Below are 24,485 nucleotides of genomic sequence, written 5' to 3'. Positions count from 1 at the left end.
AACCAGGACATCGGAGTCTCCTTTTGGAGGATCGCGGAGGAGTGACTCTGTAAGTGTGTTCCCGCGCATATGTTTACGTCTATCGAGAATTCGTCAGTCTTACTCTTAAGGACCGCTAAACCCCTTGCCGGTCGGCGGGACCCCGCCCGAGTGCCGGGCCGCGGTGATTCCGTACTGTGCGTTCCATGGACGTGAACCCCACAGACGCCGCGATGCGGCGGGCGCTGGCCAGGGCCAGAGACGGCAAGGCGCTCGACGTGACGGAGGCCACGGTTCTGTTGCATGCCCGAGGGGCCGACCTGGACCGGCTCCTCGAATACGCCGGCCGCGTGAGGGACGCTGGGCTGGCCTCGGTGGGAAGGGAGGGGATCGTCACCTACAGCCGCAAGGTCTTCATCCCCCTGACCAGGTTGTGCCGCGACCGATGTGGCTACTGCACGTTCGCCACGGCTCCCGGCAAGCTTCCCGCCGCCTTCCTCAGTCCCGACGAGGTGCTGGACATCGCCCGCCAGGGCGCCGCCATGGGGTGCAAGGAGGCCCTGTTCACGCTGGGCGACCGCCCCGAGGACCGCTGGCACCAGGCCAAGGAGTGGCTGGACGCCCACGGGTACGACGACACCCTCTCCTACGTGCGCGCCATGGCGATCCGCGTGCTGGAGGAGACCGGGCTGCTCCCGCACCTCAACCCGGGCGTCATGACCTGGAGCGACCTGCAGCGGCTCAAGCCGGTCGCCCCTTCCATGGGCATGATGCTGGAGACGACCTCCCGGCGGCTGTTCGAGGAGAAGGGCGAGGCGCACTACGGCTCGCCCGACAAGGACCCGGCCGTACGGCTGCGCGTGCTGGAGGACGCCGGCCGCACCAACGTGCCGTTCACCACGGGCGTCCTGATCGGCATCGGGGAGACCGTCGCCGACCGCGCCGAGTCGATCTTCGCCATCCGCCGCGTCGCCCGCGAGTACGGGGCCGTGCAGGAAGTCATCGTGCAGAACTTCCGCGCCAAGCCGGACACGTCCATGCGCGGCATGCCGGACGCCGACCTGCACGAGCTGGCCGCCACGATCGCGGTCACCCGGCTCGTGCTCGGCGCCAGGACCCGCGTCCAGGCGCCCCCGAACCTCATCGGCGACGAGTACGCCCTGATGATCAGGGCCGGCATCGACGACTGGGGCGGGGTCTCCCCGCTGACGCCCGACCACGTGAACCCCGAGCGCCCCTGGCCGCAGATCGAGGAGCTCGCCGCCCGCACGGCCGAGGCCGGGTTCACGCTCAAGGAGCGGCTCACGATCTACCCGGAGTACGTCCTCGCGGGCGAGCCCTGGCTGGACCCGCGCCTGCGCGGCCACGTGGCAGCGCTGGCCGACCCGGAGACCGGCCTGGCCCTTCCGGGCGTGCTCCCCGCCGGCCTGCCGTGGCAGGAGCCCGACGGCGGGTTCGCCTCGACGGGCCGTACGGACCTGCACGTCGAGGTGGACTCCACGGGCCGGACGCAGGACAGGCGCGACGACTTCGACAACGTCTACGGTGACTGGGACGCCCTGCGCGAGCGGACGCCCGCCCCGAACGGGACGCCGGCGGGCACCGCGATCGCCGCCGACATGCGTGAGGCGCTGCGCCGCGCCGCCTCGGACCCCGCGCGTCTCACCGACGACCAGGCACTCACGCTGCTGAGCGCCGACGGGGCCGACCTGACAGAGCTGTGCCGGGTCGCGGACGACCTGCGCAGGCAGGCCGTGGGCGACGACGTCACCTACGTCGTGAACCGGAACATCAACTTCACCAACGTCTGCTACACCGGCTGCCGGTTCTGCGCGTTCGCGCAGCGGCGCACCGACGCCGACGCCTACACCCTGTCCCTCGACCAGGTCGCCGACCGGGCGGCCGAGGGGTGGGAGGCGGGGGCGACCGAGGTGTGCATGCAGGGCGGCATCCACCCCGACCTGCCCGGCACGGCCTACTTCGACATCGCCAGGGCGGTGAAGGAGCGGTGCCCGGAGATGCACGTCCACGCCTTCTCGCCGATGGAGGTCATGAACGGCGCGAGCCGCACCAACATGTCGGTCCACGACTGGCTCGTGGCGGCGAAGGAGGCCGGGGTCGACTCGCTGCCGGGCACGGCGGCCGAGATCCTCGACGACGACGTGCGCTGGGTCCTGACCAAGGGCAAGCTCCCCACCAGGGAGTGGGTGGACGTCGTCACCACCGCCCACCGCGTGGGCATCCCGACGACCTCGACGATGATGTACGGCCACGTGGACACGCCCGCGCACTGGGTGGCGCACATCCGGCTGATCCGCCGCATCCAGGAGGAGACCGGCGGTTTCTCCGAGTTCGTGCTGCTGCCTTTCGTCCACCACAGCGCGCCGATCTACCTGGCGGGCATCGCGCGGCCGGGCCCGACCCCCAGGGAGAACCGCGCCGTGCACGCGCTCGCGCGGATCATGCTGCACGGCGCGATCGACAACATCCAGTGCTCGTGGGTGAAGCTCCAGGACGAGCTGTGCCGCGCCGTGCTGTCGGGCGGCGTGAACGACCTGGGCGGCACGCTGATGGAGGAGACGATCAGCCGCATGGCCGGCTCGGAGAACGGGTCGTACAAGACCATCACCGAGATCGCCGCGATGGTCGCGCCCACCGGACGCCCGCTGCGCCAGCGCGTCACCGGGTACGGCCGGCCGTCCGAGGAGCGCGTCGCGGCGGCGAGGGCCAGCGACGGCGTCTGCCGCAGCGTGCGCAGGACCATCCCCCTGCTGGCGCAGTAGGGGCGGCCCGTCCGACCGGAAGGCTTATCAGACACGGGTATAACAAGTTCTCCATTTCCGTCTTGGGGATACTTGCGCTGTCTACGGTGTCCGTTGGGAGAATCGTCCGACTCCTCCCTGTAACACGAGACACCGAGAGGCGAACCCGTGGCGACAGGTCGACACGGTCGGCACCGCGCGGAACCGGTCTTCGAGCCCCCGCGCCGGCGGACCGGGCGCCGCGGCCCGCTGGCGGCGGTCATCGTCGTCGTGCTGGTCGCGGGGGCGCTCGTATGGGCCGGTCGGCGCGGGGAGGGCTCGTGCTCGTCCCGCGACCCGGTGCTCGTCGGCGTGGACGCCGCGGTGGACATCGCCCCGGTCGCCATGGAGGCCGCCGGGCGGTTCAACGCGACCAGGGCGGCCGTGGACGGGCGCTGCGTGCTGGTGCAGGTCACCGAGCAGTCCCCGGCGCCCGTGCTGCGGACGCTGATCGGCGACCGGGCCGGGGTGCTCGCCCAGCGGCCCGACGCCTGGATCGCCGACTCCTCCGCGTGGATCCGGCTCGCGCGCAAGCAGGGCGCGCCCGGCGTGGCGCCCAGCGAGACCGTGGTGGCCACCTCGCCGCTGGTGTTCGCGACCAGGCGCTCCCTGGCCCAGCGGTTCGCCACCGGGAACACCGAGATGAGCTGGGAGATGGTCTTCCCGGCCACGGCGAGAGGACGGCTCCAGCCGACCGAGGACGAGCCGGACATCGTCCGCGTCCCCGACCCGTCGGTGGCGGGCGCCGGCATCGCCACGGTGGCCGCCGCCAGGGACATCGCGGGCGAGGGCGGCCGGGGGGACAAGGAGCTGACCGCCTTCGTCCGGATGGCGCAGGCGGGCTCGGCCCCCGACTACCGCTCGATGCTCGCCGCCGTGGACGACCACTCGTTCTGGAAGCGGCCGGTCGTCGTCGTGCCCGAGCAGTCGGTGTGGCTGCACAACCGGACGCCCTCCGCCGACCCCGTCGTGGCGCTCACCCCCAAAGAGGGCACGATCATCCTCGACTACCCGTACGTGGTCACCTCCTCGGACCCCGCCGATTCGGCCGGCGCGCGGCTCTTCGGGAACTGGCTGACCTCGGCGGAGGTGAGGACGGCGGTGCGCGGCGGCGGGTTCCGCCTCCCCGACGGCAAGGACGCGCCGCTGGACGCGGGGCCGGAGATCCCGGCCGGTCAGCCGAGGCCGCGCCCGTCCATCACGCCCCTGGTGATCGACGAGGCCCTTGACGCGTGGAGCCGCCTCGCGCCGCCGAGCAACATCCTGGTGCTGGCCGACGCCGCCAGGCACATGGCCGAGCCCATCGCGGGCGGCAAGGGCGACACCCCGCTGTCGGTGGCGCTCAAGGCCACCCACCTCGGGCTCCAGCTCTTCCCGGGCTCCACCCGGATGGGCCTGTGGGAGTTCGCGGACGGGCTGGACGGCGGCAAGGGGTACCGCTCTTTGGTCCGGCTCGGGCCGATCACCCAGCCGGACGGCGAGGACGACCAGCTCACCAGGCAGAGCCGCCTGGACCGGTTCACCCAGACGCTAAAGGCGTACAAGGGCCGCGACAGCTCGCTCTACGACTCGATCTTCGCGGGGTTCCGCGAGGTGACCGACGAGTACGACCCGGCGATGAACAACTCGCTCCTGGTCATCACGGCCGGCAGGGACGACGGCAAGGGGCTCTCCCGGCAGGCGCTGGTGGACAGGCTCAGAAAGGACTGGGACCCCGACCACCCCGTGCAGATCATCGTGCTGGCCTTCGGCAGGAACGTCGACCGCGCCGCCCTGGGTGAGATCACCTCGATCACCAATGGGTCCCTGCACGTGGCCACCGGGCCCGGCGAGATCATCGACGTCTTCCTGAGCGCCCTGGCCCGCCGCCTGTGCCACCCCACCTGCGTCAAGCCCGGCTGAGAAGGCCCGGTTCAGAAGGCGGGTGACCACCGCCGGGACGTGGCGGTGGTCCTCCTCGTCGGCGGTGGCTCAGCGGGTGACGACGAAGTCGGCGGCGTCCCGGGGGGGACGGTCGCGCGGCGGGGCGGAGGGGTGGCCCACGGCCACGGCGCCCATGGGATCCCAGGACTCCGGCAGGTCGAGGACCTCCCGCACGACCTCGCGGCAGAACATCGTGGAGGACACCCACGCCGAGCCCAGGCCCTCGACAGCGAGGTGGACCAGCAGGTTCTCCACGCCCGCGCCCATGGCGACGACGAACATCTCGCGCTCGGCCGCGTTGCGGCGGTCGTCGGGATAGGTGTGCGAGCCGTCCATGACCAGGCAGGGGACCACCAGGTAGGGCGCCCTGCGCAGGACGTCGCCGCGCCTGACCCTGCGCGTGATCGACTCCTCGGTGAAGCCGGTGGCGCGCAGGTCGCGGATCCAGGCCTCCAGCATGGCGTCCAGCAGCTTCTCGCGTGCCGAGGGCGACTCCAGCAGCACGAAACGCCACGGCGTCGTGTGGTGGGGAGCCGGGGCGCTGATCGCGGCGCCGACGGCCCGCCTGACCGCCGCAGGGTCCACAGGTTCGGGGGAGAAGTCCCTGATCGTGCGGCGGGCGAACAGCACGTCGGCGGAGCCGTACCGGAACATGTCCTCGTCGGCGGGCCGTACGAGCGGCCGTACGCCCGGGCCGTCCTCGGCGGTCACCAGGTGGGACAGCCCGCGCACGACCGCCACCGGCACCCCGTCGAGCTTGCCCTTGACCAGCTCGGCCGCCGACGCGATCTCGTCGGCCAGCGCGGTGACCGTCGCGGACAGCGGGTTGCCGTAGGTGTCTGACCTGCCGCGGAAGTCGTCGAGCGGCCGGACGCCCGCGGCCCCGATCGCCACGTCGGTCAGGCCGTTGCGCCAGGGGCGCCCGAAGGTGTCCGACACGATGACCCCGGCGTTGACCCTCAGGCCGGCCCGGATGCGGCGGGCCGAGGCGTCCGGGTCCTCGGGGAGCAGCAGCACGGTGCCGGGCTCGGTGTTCGAGGCGTCCACCCCGGCGGCGGCCATGACGAAGCCGTGCCGCGTCTGGGCGATCACGGTCTCGCCACGCCGCGCGACGACGCGGGCGGTCTCCTCGGCGATGGCCGCCGCGCGGCTGTCGCCTTTCCGGACGCGGCCCTCGGCCTTGCTGACGATCTTGGAGGTGATGACGAGGATGTCGCCGTCCTCCAGGCCGGGCATGGCCCGCGTGACCAGCTCGGCGAGGTCGTCGCCCGGCCGTACCTCGGGCAGCCCGTGGACGCCCCGGACGCTGACCACCTGTCCGGCCCGGCCCGCCTGCGCGCCGCTCATCGGGCCAGCTCAAGCGCGGCGCGGGCGATGTCGGCGGTGGCGTCGAGGTCGCTCATGAGCAGGGGCCTGGCCACCACGCGGACCCCTTCGAGCGCGACGTCCTTGTCCTGTTCGGCGACCAGCCAGCCGTCGAGCAGACGGGAGCCGTACAGCTCAAGCACGGCCTGGGCGCTGGTCTCCACGCCGATGGCGGTGAGGCACGCGTCGGCCATGCCGCGTACCGGGGCGCCGCCGACGATGGGGGAGACGCCGACCACGGTCTTGGCTTCGAGGGCCTCGCGGATGCCGGGGATCTGGAGGATGGTGCCGATGCTGACCACGGGGTTGGAGGGCGGGAGGATCACCACGTCGGCCTGCTCGATCGCCTCGATCACGCCGGGCGCGGGCTTGGCCTCCTCGGCGCCGACGAGCAGGATCTGCTCGGCCGGGACCGACGCGCGCAGCTTCACCCACCACTCCTGGAAGTGGATCGCGCGGCGGCCCTGCTCGTCGTTGATGACCACGTGGGTCTCGGCGCGGTCGTCGGTCATCGGGATCAGCCGCACGCCGGGCCGCCAGCGCGTGCAGAGCGCCTCGGTGATCGCCGACAGGGGGTAGCCCGCGTTCAGCATCTGGGTGCGCACGATATGGGTGGCGATGTCCTTGTCACCGAGGCCGAACCACTGCGGCTCCATGCCGTAGGCGGCGAGCTCGTCCTTGATGAGGTGCCGTTCGCCGGCACGGCCCCAGCCCTGCTCCTCGTCGATGCCGCCGCCGAGGGTGTACATCACGGTGTCGAGATCGGGACAGACACGAAGACCGAAAAGGGTGATGTCGTCACCGGTGTTGCCGATGACGGTGATGTCGGCGTCGGGGATGGCGGCCAGGAGTCCGCGAAGAAAACGGGCGCCGCCGATTCCACCCGCTAGGGACACGATGCGCATGCTGTCAAGTGTTCCATTGCCATCTTCTTGCCTGGCCCCGGGCTCGGGCATGGGCGAAGTGATCTCCGAAACGCCTGCTCACGGGCTTATGGAAAGGGTTGAATGGCTTTCATACGGGGCTTGTGTGATCAATGAGGTTGTTGGGTCCGGCGTCCTCGAAGTGGGGAGATGTGCGAAACTTCGGGTGCCGTATGACCCATTGGGGGGTAGTTGTGGTGAAAGTTGAGCCCGGACGGCTCCGCGAGCCTGCGGCGTTGATCATGCTTTCGGTGGTTTGCGCACAGGTTCTGGTCGCCGCCCTGGGATTGATCCTCGAAGACGGTTCGTTCGGCTCCCGGTCGGCGGGCGCGCTCGGCGCGCTGACCTCTCCGCTCCGCCCGGCGCTCGCGATCGGCGCCGTCGTCCTGGTCACCAGGTTAGGCGAGCCGACCCGGCGTGCGCGGCTCGTGAACCTCGGCGCCGTCGCCGCACTGGCGGTCGCCGCGCTCTTCGGCTTCATCAGCCTCATCGGCGTGCTCCTCGGCGGCGGCACGGGCGGCTGGAGCATCATCGAGTACCTGCTGACCGGCGTGCCCGCGCTCGCCCTCATCGCGGTCGCCCTGGTGTACGCGCTCTCCATCCTGCCGTCCGGCGCGCCCTCGGCGGTGCGGCCCGGGCAGGCCGCGCCCGGCCAGGGGCTGTACCCCCCGCAGCCTCTCCACGGCGACAACCCCGGGTACGGTGTGCCCGGCGGCCACCCCGACCAGGCTCCGTACGTGCCCGCCCAGAACGGCCCCGCCTCCGCGCTTCCCGCGCTGCCCCCGGCTCCGTACGCCCCCCAGCAGCAGCCGTACGGGCAGGGTGACCAGCGGCCCGCGGAGACCTACGCCCAGCAGCAGCCGGGTCCCGACCCCTACCCGCAGCCGCAGTTCGCCCAGCAGGGCGAGACGCACCAGCCGCAGTTCGCCCAGCAGGGCGAGACGCACCAGCCGCAGTTCGCCCAGCAGGGGGAGCAGCAGTTCCCCCCGCAGGGTGATCAGCAGTTCGGCCCCCAGGGCGAGCAGCGATTCGGGCCGCAGAGCGAGCAGTTCGGCCCCCAGGGCGAGCAGCGGTTCGAGCCGCAGAGCGAGCAGTTCGGGCCGCAGGGTGATCGGCAGGTGCGGCCGTACGTTCCCGCGAACGAGGCGGGCCCCCTCGGCGACACCTCCTACGCGCCCCAGCACTCCCAGCCGCTCGACGCTTACGCGGCGGCCCTGAAGTCCGAGCCGTACGCGCAGAGCGCCCCGGCCGAATCCGCCGCCGCGCAGTCCTCCGGGTCGTACGGGCCGTCCTCCGCGTCTCCGTACGCCCCGCAGCCCTCCGGCCCGTACGGCCAGCAGAGCCAGCCGGGGCAGCAGAGCCAGCCGGGCCAGCACGGGCAGCAGGGCCGGCAGGCGTCCGACCCGTACGCTCCCCAAGGGTCCGACTCGTATGCCCCTCAGGCGGGCTCGCCGTACCCGCACTCGGGCGGGGGCGCGGGTGCCTTCGGCATGAACGACGCCTTCACGACCGGCGCGCGCCAGGCCGTGCCCGAGCCGCTCACGGCGCCGACCGCCTTCGACCAGCCTCACGCCTACGGCCGTCCCCCGGCGCAGGCCGGCGCCCCGTACGGCCAGACGGGTCCGCAGCCGAGTGCGCTGGACCAGCCGTCTTCGTCTTACGGTCAGACGGGTCCGCAGACGAACCCGCTGGACCAGCCGTCTTCGTCTTACGGTCAGACCGGTCCGCAGACGAACCCGCTGGACAAGGCCCCAGTCCACGGACAGACAGGCCCGCTCGACCAGCCTTCTCCGTCCTACGGTCAGTCCGGTCCGCTGGACCAGCCGTCTTCGTCCTACGGCCAGACCGGCCCGCAGGCGAACCCGATGGACCAGACGCAGGTCTACTCCCAGCCGAGCCCGCAGCCCAGCCCGCTGGACCAGCCTTCCCCGTCCTACGGTCAGACCGGCCCGCAGGCGGGCCCGTACGGTCAGGCCGGTGAGCCGTACGGCGGCTACTCCGGCGCCGACTTCGGCCGCCGGCCCGAGCCCTCCCCGCTGTATGCCGAGGCCGCCGACGCGCGCCAGCAGCAGATCGCGCATGCCTACCAGCAGGCGCAGAGCTACCAGCAGTCGCAGGCCGGGTCGCCCTCGGACGGCGGCGGCACCCAGGGCGAGTACGCCACCGGCACGCATCCGGTGAGGACGCCGGACTACACCCCCGGCTACAGCGGCAGCCCGTTCGGCCACCCGCAGTCGGCGGGGGACTCCTCGGGCTACTCGCGGCCCCCGGCGGACGCGCAGCCGTACCGGCCGGCCCAGGAGCAGCCGTATCCCCAGGCCCAGGACCAGCCGTACCAGCGACCGCAGGACCAGGGCTACCCCCAGCCCCAGGACCAGGCGTACCCCCAGTCGCAGGATCAGGGCTATCCCCAGTCGCAGGACCGGCCGTACCAGCAGGCGGCGGAGCAGCCGTACCAGCCGCAGCAGCCGGCCTGGGAGGATGTCGCCGTGGACAGTACGGTCCGCTTCGACCCCAAGGCCTTCCAGAACGACCCGCTGAACGCCCCCATGCCCCCGCCCGGGTCGCAGGGGCACCGGGACGAGCCGATCGATCCGACCGCCATCTACGCCCCCGACCGGTCGGCCCAGGCAAGGCCAGAGGAAAGCGGCGGTAGAGAACCGGCAGGTCCAGGTGTTGATCAGGGATCACGCTGGTACGGTTCCGACCGCTGAGGGCATTGAAGATCGGGGATATCAGAACGCCGTCGGGTCCCGCGTAGACGGCATACGCCGAAGACGGCCATATATTCCGCCAAGGCCCGCATACCGGGGTGAGCTGGTCTTTCCCCGGATACTGCCATGCTGCTTGACGCCACACGCGGCACACGCGTGTAATTACAACTGTGTTGTTACGCCTTTCACAGGGTGGGTATTGAGGAAGGTGTTCAAAAGGGGGGCTCCGTTGCGGAGCGGGCGGGCGATCGGCAGGAGGTGTGCATTGACCGATCTGGTCATGGCACAGGTGCTCGGCGCGGAAGAGCTGGGATGGCAGGAGCGCGCGTTGTGCGCGCAGACGGATCCGGAGGCGTTTTTCCCGGAGAAGGGCGGTTCCACCCGGGAGGCCAAGAAGGTGTGCCGGTCCTGCGAGGTGCGGGCCGAGTGCTTGGAGTACGCGCTACAGCATGATGAGAGATTTGGGATCTGGGGAGGGTTGTCCGAGCGTGAGCGTCGCCGGATCAAGCGAGAGGCCGGCTGAGAGACCGTAACCGCCGGAAGGCGACGGTTACGTTTTGAGATACGACGACCGACACTGAGCGAACACGGTCACGGCCGAACGGCTAGGGTCTAGGGGGGCCATAGCCGGAGGCCGGGCGAGGGGACGTGAGCTCCGGTCGGTGATCTGGACCTGATTGGGAGAGTGGCAGACCCGGCGCGCTCGGGGTGCCGTATCGTGATCGGCGCAAGCCACACGAGCCCCCAAGGACACCACCTCCGTGCACCCGCCGCGTCAATCCGTCACAGCGATCATCGTCGCCCACGATGGCGCCCGCTGGCTGAGGGAGTCGCTGGAAGGCGTGCTCCGGCAGACGCGCCCCCTCGACAGGCTCGTCGGCGTCGACAACGGCAGCCGCGACGGCAGCGGGAAGCTCCTCGCCGAGGCCCTCGGCGCCAACGGCGTCCTGACCCTGCCTCGCTCGACCGGTTTCGGCGAGGCGGTGGCGGCGGTGCTCGAACGGCTGCCCCGCACGGGTGGCCAAGAGTGGATCTGGCTGATCCACGACGACTGCGCGCCCCACCCGCGGGCGCTCGAAGCGCTCCTGTGGGCCGCCGCCGAGGACGAGAAGGTCGCCATCCTCGGCCCGAAGCTCCGCGACTGGCTCGACCGCCGCATCCTGCTCGAAGTCGGCGTCACGGTCGACCGGTCGGGCCGGCGTGACACCGGCCTGGAGCCCAGGGAGTACGACCAGGGGCAGCACGACGGCGTCCGCAAGGTGCTGTCGGTGTCCACGGCGGGCATGCTGATCCGTCGCGACGTGTGGGAGGAGTTCGGCGGTCTCGACCCCGGCCTGCCCCTCTTCCGCGACGACCTCGACCTGTGCTGGCGGGTCACGGCCGCCGGCTACCACGTGCTGACCGTCACCGACGCGGTCGCCTGGCACGCCGAGGCGGCGACCCGGCGCAGGCGCCGCATGACCGCCAGCACCGACCATCCGCGCAGGCTCGACCGGCGCAACGCCATGTTCGTGATCATGGCGAACCTGCCCTTCCGGTCGCTGCTGTGGTCGCTGGTGCGCAACATCTTCGGCTCGGTGTTCCGCACGCTTCTGCTGCTGCTGGCCAAGCAGCCGGCCAACGCCCTCGACGAGGTCGTCGCGCTCGTCTCCGTGCTGGCCGCCCCCCGCCGTCTCATGAAGGCGCGAAAGGCGAGGAAGCAGGGTAGGAAACAGGGCTATCCCAAGGTGAAGCGGCTGCTCACGCCCTCGGGCATGGCCTACAGACGCCTCGCCGACATGGTCCAGAACTACCTGTCGGGGGCCGGGCCGATCGACTCCGCCGGGCGGCACCACGCGGTGATCTCCGAGCCGTCCAAGGGCGACGAGGGCGACGAGCTGCTGACCGACGCCGGCCTGATGCAGCGCGTCTTCGGCAACCCCGGCGTGCTGCTCTGCCTGGCGCTCGTCGCCGTCACGCTGGCCGCCGAGCGATCCCTGCTCTACGGCGGCCTGCTCGGCGGCGGCGCGCTGGTGCCCGTCGTGGGCGGCGCCTCCGACCTGTGGCAGTTCTACACCTCGGGCTACCACGCCAGCGGGCTCGGCTCCGACGGCTGGGCGCCGCCGTACGTCGCGGTCCTCGCGGCCCTGTCGACGATCTTCCTCGGCAAGACCTGGCTCGCGGTCTCGGTCCTGCTGCTCGGCTGCGTGCCGCTCGCGGGCCTGTCCGCCTACGTCGCCACCCGCTCGATGATCTCCTACCCGCTGGCCCGGGTCTGGCTGGCCGCCTCGTACGCGCTGCTTCCCGTGGCGACAGGAGCCGTCGCGGGCGGGAGGCTCGGCACGGCGGTGGTCTTCGTCCTGCTCCCCGCCTACGCCGCGCTGGCCTCCCGGGTCATCATGGGAGAGCGCCGCGTCGCGCGCCGGGCGGCATGGGCCCTCGGCCTGCTGCTGGCGGTCGGCACGGCGTTCGCGCCCCTGGTCTACGTGCTCGTCGCGGTCCTCGGCGGCCTCGCCGCGGTGTCCTTCGGCGGGGTGCGGCGCGGGGTGGGCCTCTCGCTCGGCATCGCGATGGCCGTGCCGATCGTGTTGCTGTTCCCTTGGCTGGTCCAGATCGCGGGCGACCCCGGGCGCATCCTGCTGGAGGCCGGGCTGCACCGCCCCGAGCTGGCCGACCCCCGGCTCACCGCCGAAGCCCTCCTGCTGCTCAGCCCCGGCGGCCCCGGCGTGCCGCCCGTTTGGGTGACCGGGGGCCTGATCGCCGCCGCGCTGGCGGCCCTGCTGTTCCGGCGGCACCAGATGGTCGTCATCGTCGGATGGGGCGTCACGGTCTTCGGCGTCCTGGTCGCGATCGTGGCCAGCCGCGTCCCCGTGGAGGGCACGCCCGCCTGGCCCGGCGTGCCGCTGGCGTTCGCCGCCACGGGCCTGATCGTGGCGGCGGCGCTGACCGGGCACCGCGTCATCGAGCTCAACCAGGCCGGGGGCCTGCGCAGGGTCGGCGCGGCGTTCATGGTCCTTGTGGCCTGCGCCTCGCCCGTCGCCGTGGCGGGGTTGTGGATCAAGGAAGGCGTGCGGGGGCCGCTCCAGCGCGGCGTGCCCAGCGTGATCACGGACTTCGCCGCCGCGAGCTCCTCCGAGGGCGAGGGCACGGTCGTGCTCCGCTCGGAGGACGGCGGGCGGCTCACCTTCACCGTGCTGCGCGGCCGTACTCCTCTGCTGGGGGAGACCGACCTGCCGGTCTCCGGCGCGATGCGGCAGCGGCTCTCCGACCTGGTCGCGGGCGTGGTCTCCGGGCGCGGAGGCGACGACGCCCTCACGCTGGCCACCTACGGCGTCAGCTTCGTCGCCGTCCCGGCTCCGGTCGATCCCAAGGTGCGGCGCTCGCTCGACGCGGACCCCGCGCTGGTCCGGGTGAACCTCTCGGCGACCGCCGGGCTGTGGCGCATGGTCCAGCCCCTCGGCCGGGCCTACCTCCAGGACCAGACCGGGGCGCGCACGCCCGTCCCGTACACCGAGGCGGCGGGCGGCGGCCTGACGGTCTCGGTCCCCGTGGGGCAGGGCACCCGCACACTGGTGCTGGCCGAGCCCGCCGGCGGGTGGAACGCCACGGCGGGCGGCTCGTCGCTGGCAGGGCGCACCGTCGACGGCTGGGCACAGGGCTTCGACGTGCCCGCCGCCGGTGGCCGCGTCACCGTGGAGTACGGAGCCTTCTGGCACGACGTCTGGCTCTGGGTGCAGGTCGCGCTCGTGGCGCTGGTCCTCGTCCTGGCCTCTCCGGGCGCGCGGAGCGCGGAGGCCGCCGACGAGTACGCCGAGATGCCGGTGGAGCGCGAGACCGAGGGAGTGCTGGTCCGGTGAGGGCGCTGATCGAGAACCGTTTCGCATTCCTCGCCCTGGTCCTGGTCGCCCTGACGGCCCTGTTCGGCGTGGCGTCCGTGACCCGTCCCGGCGTCGCCGCCGTGCCCGCCGTCACCCCGCACAAGGTCGCGGTCGAGACGGTCTCCACCGTCTGCCCCGACCCGGGCGGCGCGCGGGTCAGCACGATCACCCCGCCCGGCGGCAAGGGCGCGGGGCGTACCACGATCTCCGAGGTCAGGGCCGAGACCTCGCCGCTGGCGAGCCTCGACCAGCCCGGCCTGCTGTGGCAGCGCGACCTGCCCGCGAAGTCGGGGCCGCTGGAGGTCGCCGGCGTCGGCGCGATGGCGGCGGGGCTGGAGGCCGCGCAGACCACCCGCAAGGCCGATGGCACGGCGCGCGGGCTGGCCGGGGTGCGGTGCGCCGAGCCCGGCTCCAGCGCGTGGTTCGTCGGCCCTGGCCCGGCCGCCGCCGACGTCGTGCTCTATCTCGCCAACGCGGACGCCGCCCAGGCCGTCCTTGAGGTCATGGTCTACGCCGGCGAGGGTCCCGTGGTCAACGACTCAGGCAACGGCCTCGTGCTCAAGCCTGGGGAGCACCGCGCGGTACGGGTGCGCGACCTCGCGCCCTCACCCCTGGTCATGGCCGTGGAGGTGCGCACCATCAGCGGGCGCGTGGCCGCCTCGGCGCGGGCGGTCCTCGGGAAGGGCAAGGGCACCGACTGGCTCCCCGCCGCCGCCGAGCCCGCGACCAGCGTCGTCGTCCCCGGCATCCCCGGCGGTGGCGGGCTGCGCGAGCTGTACGTCACCGCGCCGGGGGAGGCCGACACGACCGTCCATGTGAAGGCGCTGACGGCCGACGGGTTCTACGCCATGAAGAACCGCGAGTCGCTCGACGTGACCGCCGGGTCCACGGCCTCGCTCGACCTGTCGACCGGCATCGGCGGGCAGCCGTCGGCCCTCGTGCTCACCGCCGACGTCCCGATCGTGGCCGGGGTGATGGCCACGGGCACCGGCACCAAGCAGGACGTCGCGTTCAGCGCGGGAGCGGTGCCGATCGACATCGGCAGCGTGGTCGCCGACAACCGCGCCGGGAAGAAGATCTCCTCCCGGCTGGTCCTCTCGGCGCCCGGCGCCGCAGGGAAGGTGCGCGTGCAGACGCTGCCGCTGAAGGGCGCCGCGCCCCCGCCCGTGGAGGTGGAGATCCCCGCGTCGCGCACGAAGGAGATCAAGCTGGCCCCTCCGGGGGTCCGGGGGGACTTCAGCGTGGTCGTGCTGCCCCTTCCCGGCTCCGGGCCGGTCTACGGCGGGCGGGTCATGGACGAGCGTGCCCCCGACGGGCTGCTCGTCACGACGCAGCCCCTGGCCCTCGCGCGCACCTGGGCGATCGTGCCGAGCATCTCCGAGGCGCCCACCGTGGTGCTGCCCTGACCGCGTGGCCGCGCTCAGTGGCGGTCGTCGTAACCGGGGTCCACGGTCTCGGGCGACAGGCCCAGAAGGTTGGCGACCTGCTCGACCACGACGTCGTGCACGAGCGCGCTCAGAGTGTCGCGATCGCGGGCCCTGGCTTCCAGCGGGCGGCGGTAGACCACGACCACCGCCGGACTGCCGCTCTCGGCGGGCTGGACCCGGCCGAAGGGGATCGGGTCGGACGAGAGCCTGCCCGGCCCGTCGATCAGCTCGTCGGCCGGGGGGACCTCCTCGACGGCGAACTCGACGGAGGAGAGCTGCCCACCCCACTTCGGCTTCAGCCGGTCGACCGCGTCCAGCACGAAATCGTCGAAACGCTCGCTGCGGGAGCGCGCGATGGGCACGTGCGACGGGGCCAGCGGACCGCGCATGCCGCGGCCGTGCCGGTCGCGCCGCCGCGGGCCGTTGGGGCGGGGCTTGCCGCCGGGGGCCGAACTCACACAGCAAGCCTAGATCGTGGTTCTCTGGTCCCGCGCCCCACTCCCTGACGTCCCGTCGAACGGGCTGTCCGCCATGCGGTTTCAGGACCCGCCATACAGCCCGTAAAGGGACGGCAAGTGTCCGAATTGTGGCGACACGCTCGTTAAGAGCTGCCAGGTGGTGGCAATGTGAACGCGGACCGGATACGGTCCCTCCGTGAGCCCCGTCCGCAGCTGTTCCCGTACCGCCTGCAGGCAGCCTGCCGTCTTCACACTCACGTACGTCTACGCCGACTCGACCGCTGTGCTCGGACCGCTGGCGACGTACGTCGAACCACACTGCTATGACCTGTGCGCGGACCACGCGGAGCGGCTGACGGCCCCGCGTGGGTGGGAGGTCGTCCGGCTGCCGTCGGAGGCGGGGCAACCGAGCACCGACGATCTCGAAGCCCTCGCCAACGCCGTGCGCGAGGCGGCCAGGCCCACGCCCTCGACGGGCGAGCCCGTGGGGCAGGGCGTGGAGGTCGGCCGGCGCGGTCACCTGCGGGTCCTGCGGTCCGCCCAGCAGAACCTCGAACGCTGAGGCCGCCGCCGGGTCCCGGCCTCCGCGCCCTCCTCCCCGGAAAGCTCCTCACCGACCTGCCCGGAAAGCTCCTCACCGACCTCCCCGAAAAGCTTCTGGCCAGCCTCCCTGGAAAGCTTCTCACCGGCCTCCCCGGAAAAGATCCCCACCCGCGTCCCGGAAAGATCCCCGCCCACGTCGGCCCCGGACGCTTCCCGATCACCGTGAAAGGCCCGGGAGGAACGCAGTAGGCTCGGTCAGAACAGACGTGACTAGGTGCGGAGCGGCAGTGGGCGACCTCGCCAAGATCTTCAAGGCGTACGACATCCGTGGCGTCGTCCCCGGTGAGCTCGACGAGAAGACCGCCGAGGCCGTGGGCGCCGCCTTCGTCGAGGTCCTCGAAGCCGGCGCCGTGGTCATGGCACACGACATGCGCGCGTCCTCCGGCCCCCTCGCCGTGGCCTTCGCCCGAGGGGCGACAGGCAGGGGCGCCGACGTGGTCGACACCGGGCTCGGCTCGACCGATCTGCTCTACTACGCCAGCGGCAGCCTGGGGCTACCCGGCGTGATGTTTACGGCCAGCCACAATCCCGCCCGCTACAACGGGATGAAGCTGTGCCGCGCGGGCGCCGTCCCCGTCGGGGCCGACACGGGCCTGGTGCGGATCCGCGACCGCGCCGCCGAGCTGCTCGCCTCGGGCGTCCAGAGCACCGGCGGGCGCACGGGCACGGTCACCGAGCGCGACCTGCTCGACGGGTATGCCGCCCATCTGCGCGGCCTGGTCGGCCTTTCCGGCATCAGGCCCCTCAAGGTCGTCGTGGACGCCGGCAACGGCATGGGCGGGCACACCGTCCCCACGGTGTTCGAGGGTCTCCCGCTGGAGGTGACCCCGCTGTTCTTCGAGCTCGACGGCACCTTCCCCAACCACGAGGCCAACCCGATCGAGCCCGGCAACCTCCGCGACCTGCAGAAGGCCGTGCTCGACAAGGGCGCCGACCTCGGCCTGGCCTTCGACGGCGACGCCGACCGCTGCTGGGTCGTCGACGAGCGCGGTGAGTCGGTCTCGCCCTCGACGATCACCGCGCTGGTGGCCGTGCGCGAGCTGGCCAAGCATCCCGGGGCCACGGTGATCCACAATCTGATCACCTCGAAGGCGGTGCCCGAGATCATCGCCGAGAACGGCGGCGTCCCGGTGCGCACCCGCGTGGGGCACTCCTACATCAAGGCCGAGATGGCCCGCACCGGAGCCGTCTTCGGCGGCGAGCACTCCGCCCACTACTATTTCCGCGACTTCTGGTTCGCCGATTCCGGCATGCTCGCGGCGCTGCACGTGCTGGCCGCCCTCGGCGAGCAAGATCGCCCGCTGTCCGACCTGCTCGCGCGCTACTCCCGGTACGCCGCGTCCGGTGAGGTCAACAGCACCGTCGCCGACCAGGCGGCCGCGCTGGCGCGGGTCCGCGCGCGGTACGCCGGCCGTGAGGGGGTGACCGTGGACGAGCTCGACGGTCTCACCGTGTCGGGGTCCGGCTGGTGGTTCAATCTTCGTCCGTCCAACACAGAGCCGCTCCTTCGGTTGAATGCCGAGGCGGCCGACGAGAAGCTAATGGCGGCGACCCGAGACGAGGTCCTCGCCGTCGTGAGGAGTTGACGTGAAGATCGACGATTGGTTGCTCGACATCCTGGCCTGCCCGGCCTGCAAGTCACCGCTCAACGCTGTCACCCAGAGCGATGAGCTGGCGTGCAGTTCCGAGACGTGCGGGCTGGTCTACCCCGTTCGAGACGACATCCCGGTGCTGCTGGTCGACGAGGCTCGCAAGGCGTGAGCTCGTTCGAGCCCGAGCGGCTGGATGACGCGGCGCTCCTGACCGAGGGCGACCCCGCGGGCATGCTGCCCGCGGTGGCGTCCTCCGGCGCGCAGGTCCGCACCTCGCACCGGGGCGCGCTGGAGGCGGGCGTCTCCCGGATGTCCGTGGGCGACCGTCCCCGGGCGGTCGTGATCGCGGGGGTGGGCGGTTCCGCCATCGCCGGCGACATGCTCGCCGCCGTGTGCGGAGGCGGGGTCCCGATCCCGATCGTGACCGTGCGCTCCTACCGGCTGCCGGGCTGGGTGGGCGCCGCCGACCTGGTCATCGCCGTGTCCAGTTCGGGCACCACCGAGGAGACCAGGACCCTGGCGCTTGAGGCGGTGCGCCGGGGGTGCCGGCTGATCACCGTCGGACGCGCGGGGTCGCCGCTGGCGGCGATCGCCGAGCAGGCGTCCGCGCCGCACCTGCCGGTGGTGCCGGTCCAGGGGGCGGTCCGGCTGCCCCGGGCGAACCTCTGGGGGCTGACCATGCCCCTGGTCGCCGTGGCGTCGGCGCTCGGGCTGGCCGACGTGAACGCCGACGCGGTCGAGGCCACGGCCAAGCGCCTGGAGGACATCGCGCACCGCTGCCGGCCGTCGAGCGAGTCGTTCATCAACCCCGGCAAGACGCTGGCGCTGGAGATCGCCGACACGATCCCGATGGTCTGGGGGTCCTCGCCGGTGGCGACGGCGGCCGCGTACCGGCTGGCGACCCAGCTCAACGAGAACGCCAAGTACCCCGCCATCTGGGGCGAGATCCCCGAGGCCGATCACAACCAGGTGGTGGCCTTCGACGGGCCGCTGGCCCAGCGCGACATCTTCGGCGACGAGCCCTCCCTGGCCCTGCGGCTGATCGTGCTGCGCGACCTGGAGGAGCATCCCCAGGTGAGCAAGCGGCGCGCGATGTCGGTGCGCCTGGCGCAAGACCGCGGGGTGCCGGTCACCGAGATCACCGCCGAGGGGGCGCACCCGCTGGAGAGGCTGGCCTCGCTGGTGGGTCTCGTCGATTACGCGAGCGTCTACCTGGCACTGGGGTTCGGCATCGATCCGACTCCCGTGAGCGCCATCGCGGAACTTAAGGCAAGACTTTCCCAATAAGATCTCGTTGACCGCTTTACGGTGGGGTCAGAGAACGGCGTTACAGATGGGTGGAGACTGCGGGTGAGCGCGGGCGGCGGTACCAAGGCGATCATGGCGGCGCTGGGGGCGAACCTGGCGATCGCGGTGGCGAAGTTCGTGGCGTTCGTCTTCACGGGGTCGTCGTCGATGCTCGCCGAGTCGGTTCACTCGGTCGCCGACTCCGGGAACCAGGCGCTGCTGCTGCTCGGCGACAAGCGGTCGAAGAAGCGCGAGAACCGCAAGCACCCCTTCGGGTACGGCCGCGAGCGCTACTTCTACGCGTTCGTGGTCGCGGTCGTGCTGTTCACGATCGGCGCGGTCTTCTCCCTCTACGAGGGCATCGAGAAGATCGCGAATCCCCACCACGTGGAGTCCCCGATCTGGGCCTTCGGCGTCCTGATCTTCGCGATCGTCGCCGAGGGGTTCTCATTCCGAACCGCGATCATCGAGTCCAACACGGTCAGGGGCGAGGTCTCCTGGTTCAACTTCATCCGCAGGGCCAAGGCTCCCGAGCTGCCGGTCGTGCTCCTGGAGGACTTCGGAGCCCTGCTGGGCCTGCTGTTCGCGCTCTTCGGCGTGACGATGTCCGTGGTCACGGGCAACGGCGTCTGGGACGGCGTCGGCACCCTCATGATCGGCATCCTGCTGGCGATCATCGCGGTGATCCTCGCGATCGAGACCAAGTCCCTGCTCATCGGTGAGAGCGCCGTCCCGGAGATCGAGGAGAAGATCTGCGAGGCGCTGGAGGGGGCCCCCGAGGTGAGCAGGGTCATCCACCTGCGCACCCTGCACCTCGGCCCCGAGGAGCTCCTGGTCGCCGCGAAGATCGCCGTGGAGCACGGCGACACGGCCTCCGACATCGCCAAGGGCATCGACGAGGCCGAGCGGCGCATCCGCGAGGCCGTGCCGATCGCCCGGGTCATCTACCTGGAGCCCGACCTCTACCGTGCCGGCCAGGCGACCGCCTCGCCGAACGGGGCGGGCGACGCCCGCTCCTGAGCGGGACACCCGCTCCTGCGCAGGGTGGCGCTCCGCCGCGGTCAGCGGTCGCGGCGGAGCAGGCGCAGGGCCTTCTCCTTCTCGAAGTCGAGCGCGCGGCGCGGGGCGTGGATGCGGCCGATGCGCAGCCCGAGGTCGCGCACGGCCTGGGCGACGGCGGGCTCGCTGAGGACGCGCATGCCGAACGCCAGCTCGGCGGGCGACACGTCGAACCGTCGCTCCAGCTCCATGGCCTGGGTGACCGCCGCGAGCTCCTCGGGACCGAACCGCCGGTGGGAGCCGCGCTCTCGCGTCGGGGGCAGCAGGCCGAGGGCCTCCCGGTAGCGCAGCATCCGGGGGGACAACCCCAGCCGCTTGGCCGCCTCAGTGATGCGCATGGACCCGAATCTTACATTCTTTTGTCAGGTTCGCAGATCTGGGGATGCGTTGGGGTGCGCGTGCCTCTTAAACTCGCAGAGACGCACTGACCGGGTTGAGGGGAACACACTATGGACTTCAAGGTCGCCGACCTTGCGCTCGCTGATTTCGGCCGCAGGGAGATCCAGCTCGCCGAGCATGAGATGCCGGGCCTGATGGCCATCCGCCGCGAGTACGCCGAGGCGCGCCCGCTGAGCGGAGCCAAGATCATGGGCTCGCTCCACATGACCATCCAGACCGCCGTGCTCATCGAGACGCTGGTGGCGCTCGGCGCCGACGTCCGCTGGGTGAGCTGCAACATCTTCTCCACCCAGGACCACGCCGCCGCGGCGGTCGTCGTCGGCGCCGATGGCACGGCCGACGACCCCAAGGGTGTGCCGGTGTTCGCCTGGAAGGGTGAGACGCTGGAGGAGTACTGGTGGTGCACCGAGCAGGCGCTCGCGTGGCCCGGCGGTGGCGGCCCCAACATGATCCTCGACGACGGCGGCGACGCCACCCTGCTCGTCCACAAGGGCGCCGAGTACGAGAAGGCCGGGGCCGTGCCCTCGCCCTCCGAGAGCGACCCCGAGGAGTGGAAGATCATCCTCGACCTCCTCCGCCGCACGGTGTCCTCCGAGGGCCGGTGGACCGCCGTGGCCAAGGAGATCAAGGGCGTCACCGAGGAGACCACGACCGGCGTCCACCGCCTGTACGAGATGTTCAAGGCCGGCTCGCTGCTCTTCCCGGCCATCAACGTCAACGACTCGGTGACCAAGTCGAAGTTCGACAACAAGTACGGCTGCCGCCACAGCGTGATCGACGGCCTCAACCGCGCCACCGACGTCCTCATCGGCGGCAAGGTCGCCGTGGTCGCCGGGTACGGCGACGTGGGCAAGGGCTGTGCCGACGCGCTGCGCGGCCAGGGCGCCCGCGTGATCGTCACCGAGATCGACCCGATCTGCGCGCTCCAGGCGGCCATGGACGGCTTCCAGGTCACCACGCTCGACGACGTCGTCGGCATCGCGGACATCTTCGTGACCACGACCGGCAACTTCGACATCATCACGGCCGACCACATGAGCCGTATGAAGCACAACGCGATCGTCTCCAACATCGGCCACTTCGACAACGAGATCGACATGGCCGGCCTGGCGAAGCTGCCCGGCATCGTGAAGACCGAGGTCAAGCCGCAGGTCCACACCTGGACCTTCGCCGACGGCCACTCGATCATCGTGCTGGCCGAGGGCCGCCTGATGAACCTCGGCTGCGCCACCGGCCACCCCAGCTTCGTGATGTCCAACTCCTTCACGAACCAGGTGATCGCGCAGATCGAGCTGTTCACCAAGACCGACGAGTACCCCATCGGCGTCTACGTGCTCCCCAAGCACCTCGACGAGAAGGTCGCGCGGCTCCACCTCGACGCGCTGGGCGTCAAGCTGACCCAGCTCACCAAGGCGCAGGCCGAGTACATCGGCGTCGACGTCGAGGGCCCGTACAAGCCCGACCACTACCGCTACTGATCGACCGGCCTTCGGGCCAGGTGAGGTCCCCGCGCGAGGTCGCGCGGGGACCTTTCGCCACACAGGGGGACAGGGGAAACTGTGGATTCCGCGGACGCGTCGCTCGCCGAGGTGGGCGAGCGGCGGATCGACTGGGCGCTTCGCTCCATGCCCGTGCTGCGGGCGATCGGGGAGCGGTTCGACGCCGCGCGTCCGCTCGAAGGCCTGAAGATCGCCGCGTGCCTCCACGTGACCGCGGAGACGGCGGTGTTCGTCGGCGCGCTCAAGGCCGGCGGGGCCGAGATCGCCCTGGCCGCGTCCAACCCCCTGTCCACGCAGAACGACGTGGCGGTGGCGCTGCGCGCGTACGACATGGCGGTGTACGCCCGTGCGGGCGTCGACCGTGACACCTACTACCGGCACATCCACCAGGCTCTCGACATCGGGCCGGACATCGTGCTCGACGACGGCTGCGACCTGGTCAACACGCTGCACACCGAGCGTGTCGAGCTGCTCGACGGGGTGACCGGCGGGTGCGAGGAGACCACGACGGGCATCATCCGGCTGCGCCAGATGGCGGCCGAGCACGCCCTGCGGTTTCCGGTCGTCGCGGTCAACGACACCCGCACCAAGCGGATGTTCGACAACAGGTACGGCACCGGCCAGTCCACGTTCGACGGCATCATGCGGGCGACCAACACGCTGCTCGCGGGCCGCACGATCGTGGTCGCCGGGTTCGGCTTCTGCGGGCGTGGCGTGGCCGAACGGGCGCGGGGGCAGGGCGCCCGGGTCATCGTGACCGAGATCGACCCGGTCAAGGCGCTGGACGCCAGTATGCAGGGCTACGAGGTGCTGCCGATGGCCGAGGCGGCGCGCGCGGGCGACCTGTTCATCACCGTCACCGGCAACCGCGACGTCATCAGGGGCGAGCACCTCGCCGAGATGAAGGACGGCGCCATGCTCGCCAACGCCGGCCACTTCGACGTCGAGATCGACGTGCGCGCCCTGGAGGGCATGGCGCAGGAGGTACACCTCGGGGTGCGGCCCCACACCGACGAGTACGTCCTCCCGGACGGGCGGCGGCTGCTGCTGCTCGCGGAGGGCCGCCTGGTCAACCTGACCGCCGCCGAGGGGCACCCCGCGGCCGTCATGGACATGTCGTTCTCCGCCCAGGCGCTGGCGGTCGCGTGGCTGGCCGAGGAGCGCGTACGGCTCGCGCCCGGCGTGTACGACGTGCCCGCGGAGATCGACGCGGAGGTCGCGCGGCTGAAGCTCGCGGCGGCGGGCATCGACATCGACGTGCTCACCGCTCTCCAGAGCGACTACCTGCGATCGTGGCGCTTCGGCTCCTGACGCCCGTTGTTCACTCCGCCCTGACCGTCTCACGATCATCGGCGCAGGCCAGGACCGTGCCCCCGGCCCGCAGGACGGTTGTGTCGCGATTCGCTGACATTTCATCATCGAATCGGCATCACTTGCGGGTCGCGCCTCGCCAACGGTTGGGTAACCACCCTCGACAGGCACCCCTCCGGGATGGGTTCCTTCATTCAGAGCAATCTTCGACCTCACCGACCTCTGGCTGGACCCGCCGACCCATGAGCCTTCTCCAAGTGAAAGACCTCACGGTCGGGTTCCCGACCGCGGGCGGCCTGGTCCAGGCCGTCCGCGGCCTGTCGTTCAGCGTCGAGCCGGGCCGGACGCTGGCGATCGTCGGGGAGTCGGGGAGCGGCAAGACGGTCGGCACGCAGGCCATCCTCGGGCTGCTTCCCGAGGCCGACATCTCGGGGAGCGCGGTCTTCGAGGGCGTGGACCTTCTCGCGCTCGGCGAGGAACGGCTCCGGCAGATCCGAGGCGCCGAGATAAGCGTGATATTTCAGGATCCGCTGACCAGCCTGCATCCGCTGTACAAGGTGGGCAGGCAGATCGCGGAGCTGATCCGCGCCCACGACTCCGGGGTGAGCCGCGCCCAGGCCAGGCGGCGCGCCGTGGAACTGCTGGGCCTGGTCGGCATCCCCCGGCCGGACCGCAGGGTGGACGACTACCCGCACCAGTTCTCGGGCGGCATGCGGCAGCGGGCGGTGATCGCGATGGCGCTCGCGCTCAACCCCAAGCTCGTGGTCGCCGACGAGCCCACCACGGCGCTCGACGCGACCGTCCAGGCGCAGATCCTGGACCTGATCACCCGCCTCCAGCGGGAGTTCGCCATCGCGCTGCTGCTGATCACGCACGACCTCGGGGTGGTCGCCGGGATGGCCGACGAGGTCGTGGTGATGTACGCCGGGGTCCCGGTGGAGCGGGCCGACCGGCGCACGATCTACTACCGGCCACATCACCCCTACACAAAGGGTCTGCTGGAGTCGATCCCCGGCAGCACGGGCACGCGGGAGGGAAGGCTCCGGCCCATCTCCGGCCGGCCCCCCAGCATGATCGCGATGCCGTCGGGATGCGCGTTCCACCCGCGCTGCCCCTACGCCATGCCGGTATGCGCGGCCGAGCGCCCGCCCCTCGCGCGGGTCACCGGCGACGGCGACCACGCCTCGGCCTGCTGGCTTCCCCACCAGGCCATCGGCCTCGGCGAGGAGGCGGAGGCCGTACGGCTGCGCGCCTCGGGGACCGGGCCCCGGTGAACGCGGATCCCGCG

Annotated in this window: 18 protein-coding genes; 14 read left to right on the top strand and 4 right to left on the bottom strand. The window is 71.6% G+C overall.

What is annotated here, in order from left to right:
* The first annotated feature begins 185 nt into the window (after positions 1–185).
* Together ACGFIV_RS10095 and ACGFIV_RS10090 are read left to right on the top strand one after the other, a co-directional pair.
* A complete protein-coding gene (locus ACGFIV_RS10095) occupies positions 186–2,762 on the top strand; it encodes a bifunctional FO biosynthesis protein CofGH (protein WP_358548879.1) in 2,577 nt (858 codons plus the stop codon).
* Between the two features lie 147 nt (positions 2,763–2,909).
* Positions 2,910–4,682 (top strand): substrate-binding and VWA domain-containing protein, encoded by a 1,773-nt coding sequence (locus ACGFIV_RS10090; RefSeq protein ID WP_358548882.1) that lies wholly within the window; start codon positions 2,910–2,912, stop codon positions 4,680–4,682.
* Between the two features lie 69 nt (positions 4,683–4,751).
* On the opposite strand, the gene ACGFIV_RS10085 is transcribed toward ACGFIV_RS10090, so the two are convergent.
* Both ACGFIV_RS10085 and cofD read right to left on the bottom strand, forming a co-directional pair.
* A complete protein-coding gene (locus tag ACGFIV_RS10085) occupies positions 4,752–6,050 on the bottom strand; it encodes a coenzyme F420-0:L-glutamate ligase (RefSeq protein ID WP_358548884.1) in 1,299 nt (432 codons plus the stop codon).
* A complete protein-coding gene (cofD, locus tag ACGFIV_RS10080; protein ID WP_358548887.1) occupies positions 6,047–6,973 on the bottom strand; it encodes a 2-phospho-L-lactate transferase in 927 nt (308 codons plus the stop codon). Before cofD ends, ACGFIV_RS10085 begins: the two co-directional genes overlap by 4 nt.
* Before the next feature lie 269 nt (positions 6,974–7,242).
* Here cofD and ACGFIV_RS10075 point away from each other — a divergent pair, with 269 nt between their 5' ends.
* The 4 genes from ACGFIV_RS10075 to ACGFIV_RS10060 all read left to right on the top strand — a co-directional run bounded on the left by ACGFIV_RS10075 (position 7,243) and on the right by ACGFIV_RS10060 (position 14,968).
* Complete coding sequence (locus ACGFIV_RS10075; protein ID WP_392833731.1) at positions 7,243–9,705, top strand: hypothetical protein; 2,463 nt, start codon at positions 7,243–7,245, stop codon at positions 9,703–9,705.
* A gap of 280 nt (positions 9,706–9,985) precedes the next feature.
* The gene (locus ACGFIV_RS10070) at positions 9,986–10,228 is read left to right on the top strand and encodes a WhiB family transcriptional regulator (RefSeq protein ID WP_114031515.1); all 243 of its coding nucleotides are present in this window, start codon (positions 9,986–9,988) and stop codon (positions 10,226–10,228) included.
* Between the two features lie 238 nt (positions 10,229–10,466).
* Positions 10,467–13,541, top strand: coding sequence for a glycosyltransferase family 2 protein (locus ACGFIV_RS10065; RefSeq protein ID WP_358548893.1), 3,075 nt, complete (start codon positions 10,467–10,469; stop codon positions 13,539–13,541).
* Entirely contained in the window at positions 13,538–14,968 is a 1,431-nt protein-coding gene (locus tag ACGFIV_RS10060) for a DUF5719 family protein (RefSeq protein ID WP_392833728.1), read from the top strand. The genes ACGFIV_RS10065 and ACGFIV_RS10060 overlap by 4 nt, the downstream gene beginning before the upstream one ends.
* A gap of 14 nt (positions 14,969–14,982) precedes the next feature.
* Here the strand turns inward: ACGFIV_RS10060 and ACGFIV_RS10055 are convergent, their stop codons facing one another.
* Positions 14,983–15,447 (bottom strand): metallopeptidase family protein, encoded by a 465-nt coding sequence (locus ACGFIV_RS10055; protein ID WP_358548899.1) that lies wholly within the window; start codon positions 15,445–15,447, stop codon positions 14,983–14,985.
* Positions 15,448–15,643: 196 nt separating this feature from the next.
* Between ACGFIV_RS10055 and ACGFIV_RS10050 the strand changes: the two genes are divergently transcribed.
* From ACGFIV_RS10050 to ACGFIV_RS10030, 5 genes are all read left to right on the top strand, one after another.
* Positions 15,644–16,009 (top strand): DUF3499 domain-containing protein, encoded by a 366-nt coding sequence (locus ACGFIV_RS10050; RefSeq protein ID WP_358548902.1) that lies wholly within the window; start codon positions 15,644–15,646, stop codon positions 16,007–16,009.
* A 268-nt stretch (positions 16,010–16,277) separates the two neighbouring features.
* A complete protein-coding gene (locus ACGFIV_RS10045) occupies positions 16,278–17,636 on the top strand; it encodes a phosphomannomutase/phosphoglucomutase (RefSeq protein WP_358548904.1) in 1,359 nt (452 codons plus the stop codon).
* A 1-nt stretch (position 17,637) separates the two neighbouring features.
* A complete protein-coding gene (locus ACGFIV_RS10040; protein WP_358548907.1) occupies positions 17,638–17,811 on the top strand; it encodes a Trm112 family protein in 174 nt (57 codons plus the stop codon).
* Positions 17,808–18,929: an SIS domain-containing protein gene (locus tag ACGFIV_RS10035; RefSeq protein ID WP_358548910.1), complete on the top strand. Its 1,122-nt coding sequence runs from the start codon at positions 17,808–17,810 to the stop codon at positions 18,927–18,929. Before ACGFIV_RS10040 ends, ACGFIV_RS10035 begins: the two co-directional genes overlap by 4 nt.
* A 63-nt stretch (positions 18,930–18,992) precedes the next feature.
* On the top strand, positions 18,993–19,949 hold the full coding sequence (locus tag ACGFIV_RS10030) for a cation diffusion facilitator family transporter (RefSeq protein ID WP_392833722.1): 957 nt from the start codon (positions 18,993–18,995) through the stop codon (positions 19,947–19,949).
* A 41-nt stretch (positions 19,950–19,990) separates the two neighbouring features.
* Here the strand turns inward: ACGFIV_RS10030 and ACGFIV_RS10025 are convergent, their stop codons facing one another.
* Positions 19,991–20,326: a MerR family DNA-binding transcriptional regulator gene (locus tag ACGFIV_RS10025; protein WP_358548916.1), complete on the bottom strand. Its 336-nt coding sequence runs from the start codon at positions 20,324–20,326 to the stop codon at positions 19,991–19,993.
* 111 nt (positions 20,327–20,437) lie between these two features.
* Between ACGFIV_RS10025 and ahcY the strand changes: the two genes are divergently transcribed.
* The 3 genes from ahcY (at position 20,438) to ACGFIV_RS10010 (ending at position 24,471) form a co-directional block, all read left to right on the top strand.
* Positions 20,438–21,865, top strand: coding sequence for an adenosylhomocysteinase (gene ahcY, locus ACGFIV_RS10020; protein ID WP_392833718.1), 1,428 nt, complete (start codon positions 20,438–20,440; stop codon positions 21,863–21,865).
* Positions 21,866–21,946: 81 nt separating this feature from the next.
* On the top strand, positions 21,947–23,197 hold the full coding sequence (locus tag ACGFIV_RS10015; protein ID WP_392833715.1) for an adenosylhomocysteinase: 1,251 nt from the start codon (positions 21,947–21,949) through the stop codon (positions 23,195–23,197).
* A 257-nt stretch (positions 23,198–23,454) separates the two neighbouring features.
* Positions 23,455–24,471 carry an ABC transporter ATP-binding protein gene (locus ACGFIV_RS10010; protein ID WP_392833712.1) on the top strand — a complete coding sequence of 339 codons (1,017 nt, stop codon included), beginning with the start codon at positions 23,455–23,457 and terminating at the stop codon, positions 24,469–24,471.
* Positions 24,472–24,485 lie beyond the last annotated feature (14 nt).

This window comes from Sphaerisporangium sp. NPDC049003 (assembly GCF_043197795.1).
Lineage (GTDB): Bacteria > Actinomycetota > Actinomycetes > Streptosporangiales > Streptosporangiaceae > Sphaerisporangium.
Note: the sequence above shows the minus strand (reverse complement) of the source record. Positions and strands in the feature narration are given on the sequence as shown.

Excerpts from the sequence above, each read along its gene's own strand:
- cofD (WP_358548887.1), bottom strand. The coding sequence starts at position 6,973 with ATGCGCATCGTGTCCCTAGCGGGTGGAATCGGCGGCGCCCGTTTTCTT.
- ACGFIV_RS10095 (WP_358548879.1), top strand. The coding sequence starts at position 186 with ATGGACGTGAACCCCACAGACGCCGCGATGCGGCGGGCGCTGGCCAGG.
- ACGFIV_RS10085 (WP_358548884.1), bottom strand. The coding sequence starts at position 6,050 with ATGAGCGGCGCGCAGGCGGGCCGGGCCGGACAGGTGGTCAGCGTCCGG.
- ahcY (WP_392833718.1), top strand. The coding sequence starts at position 20,438 with ATGGACTTCAAGGTCGCCGACCTTGCGCTCGCTGATTTCGGCCGCAGG.
- ACGFIV_RS10025 (WP_358548916.1), bottom strand. The coding sequence starts at position 20,326 with ATGCGCATCACTGAGGCGGCCAAGCGGCTGGGGTTGTCCCCCCGGATG.
- ACGFIV_RS10070 (WP_114031515.1), top strand. The coding sequence starts at position 9,986 with ATGGCACAGGTGCTCGGCGCGGAAGAGCTGGGATGGCAGGAGCGCGCG.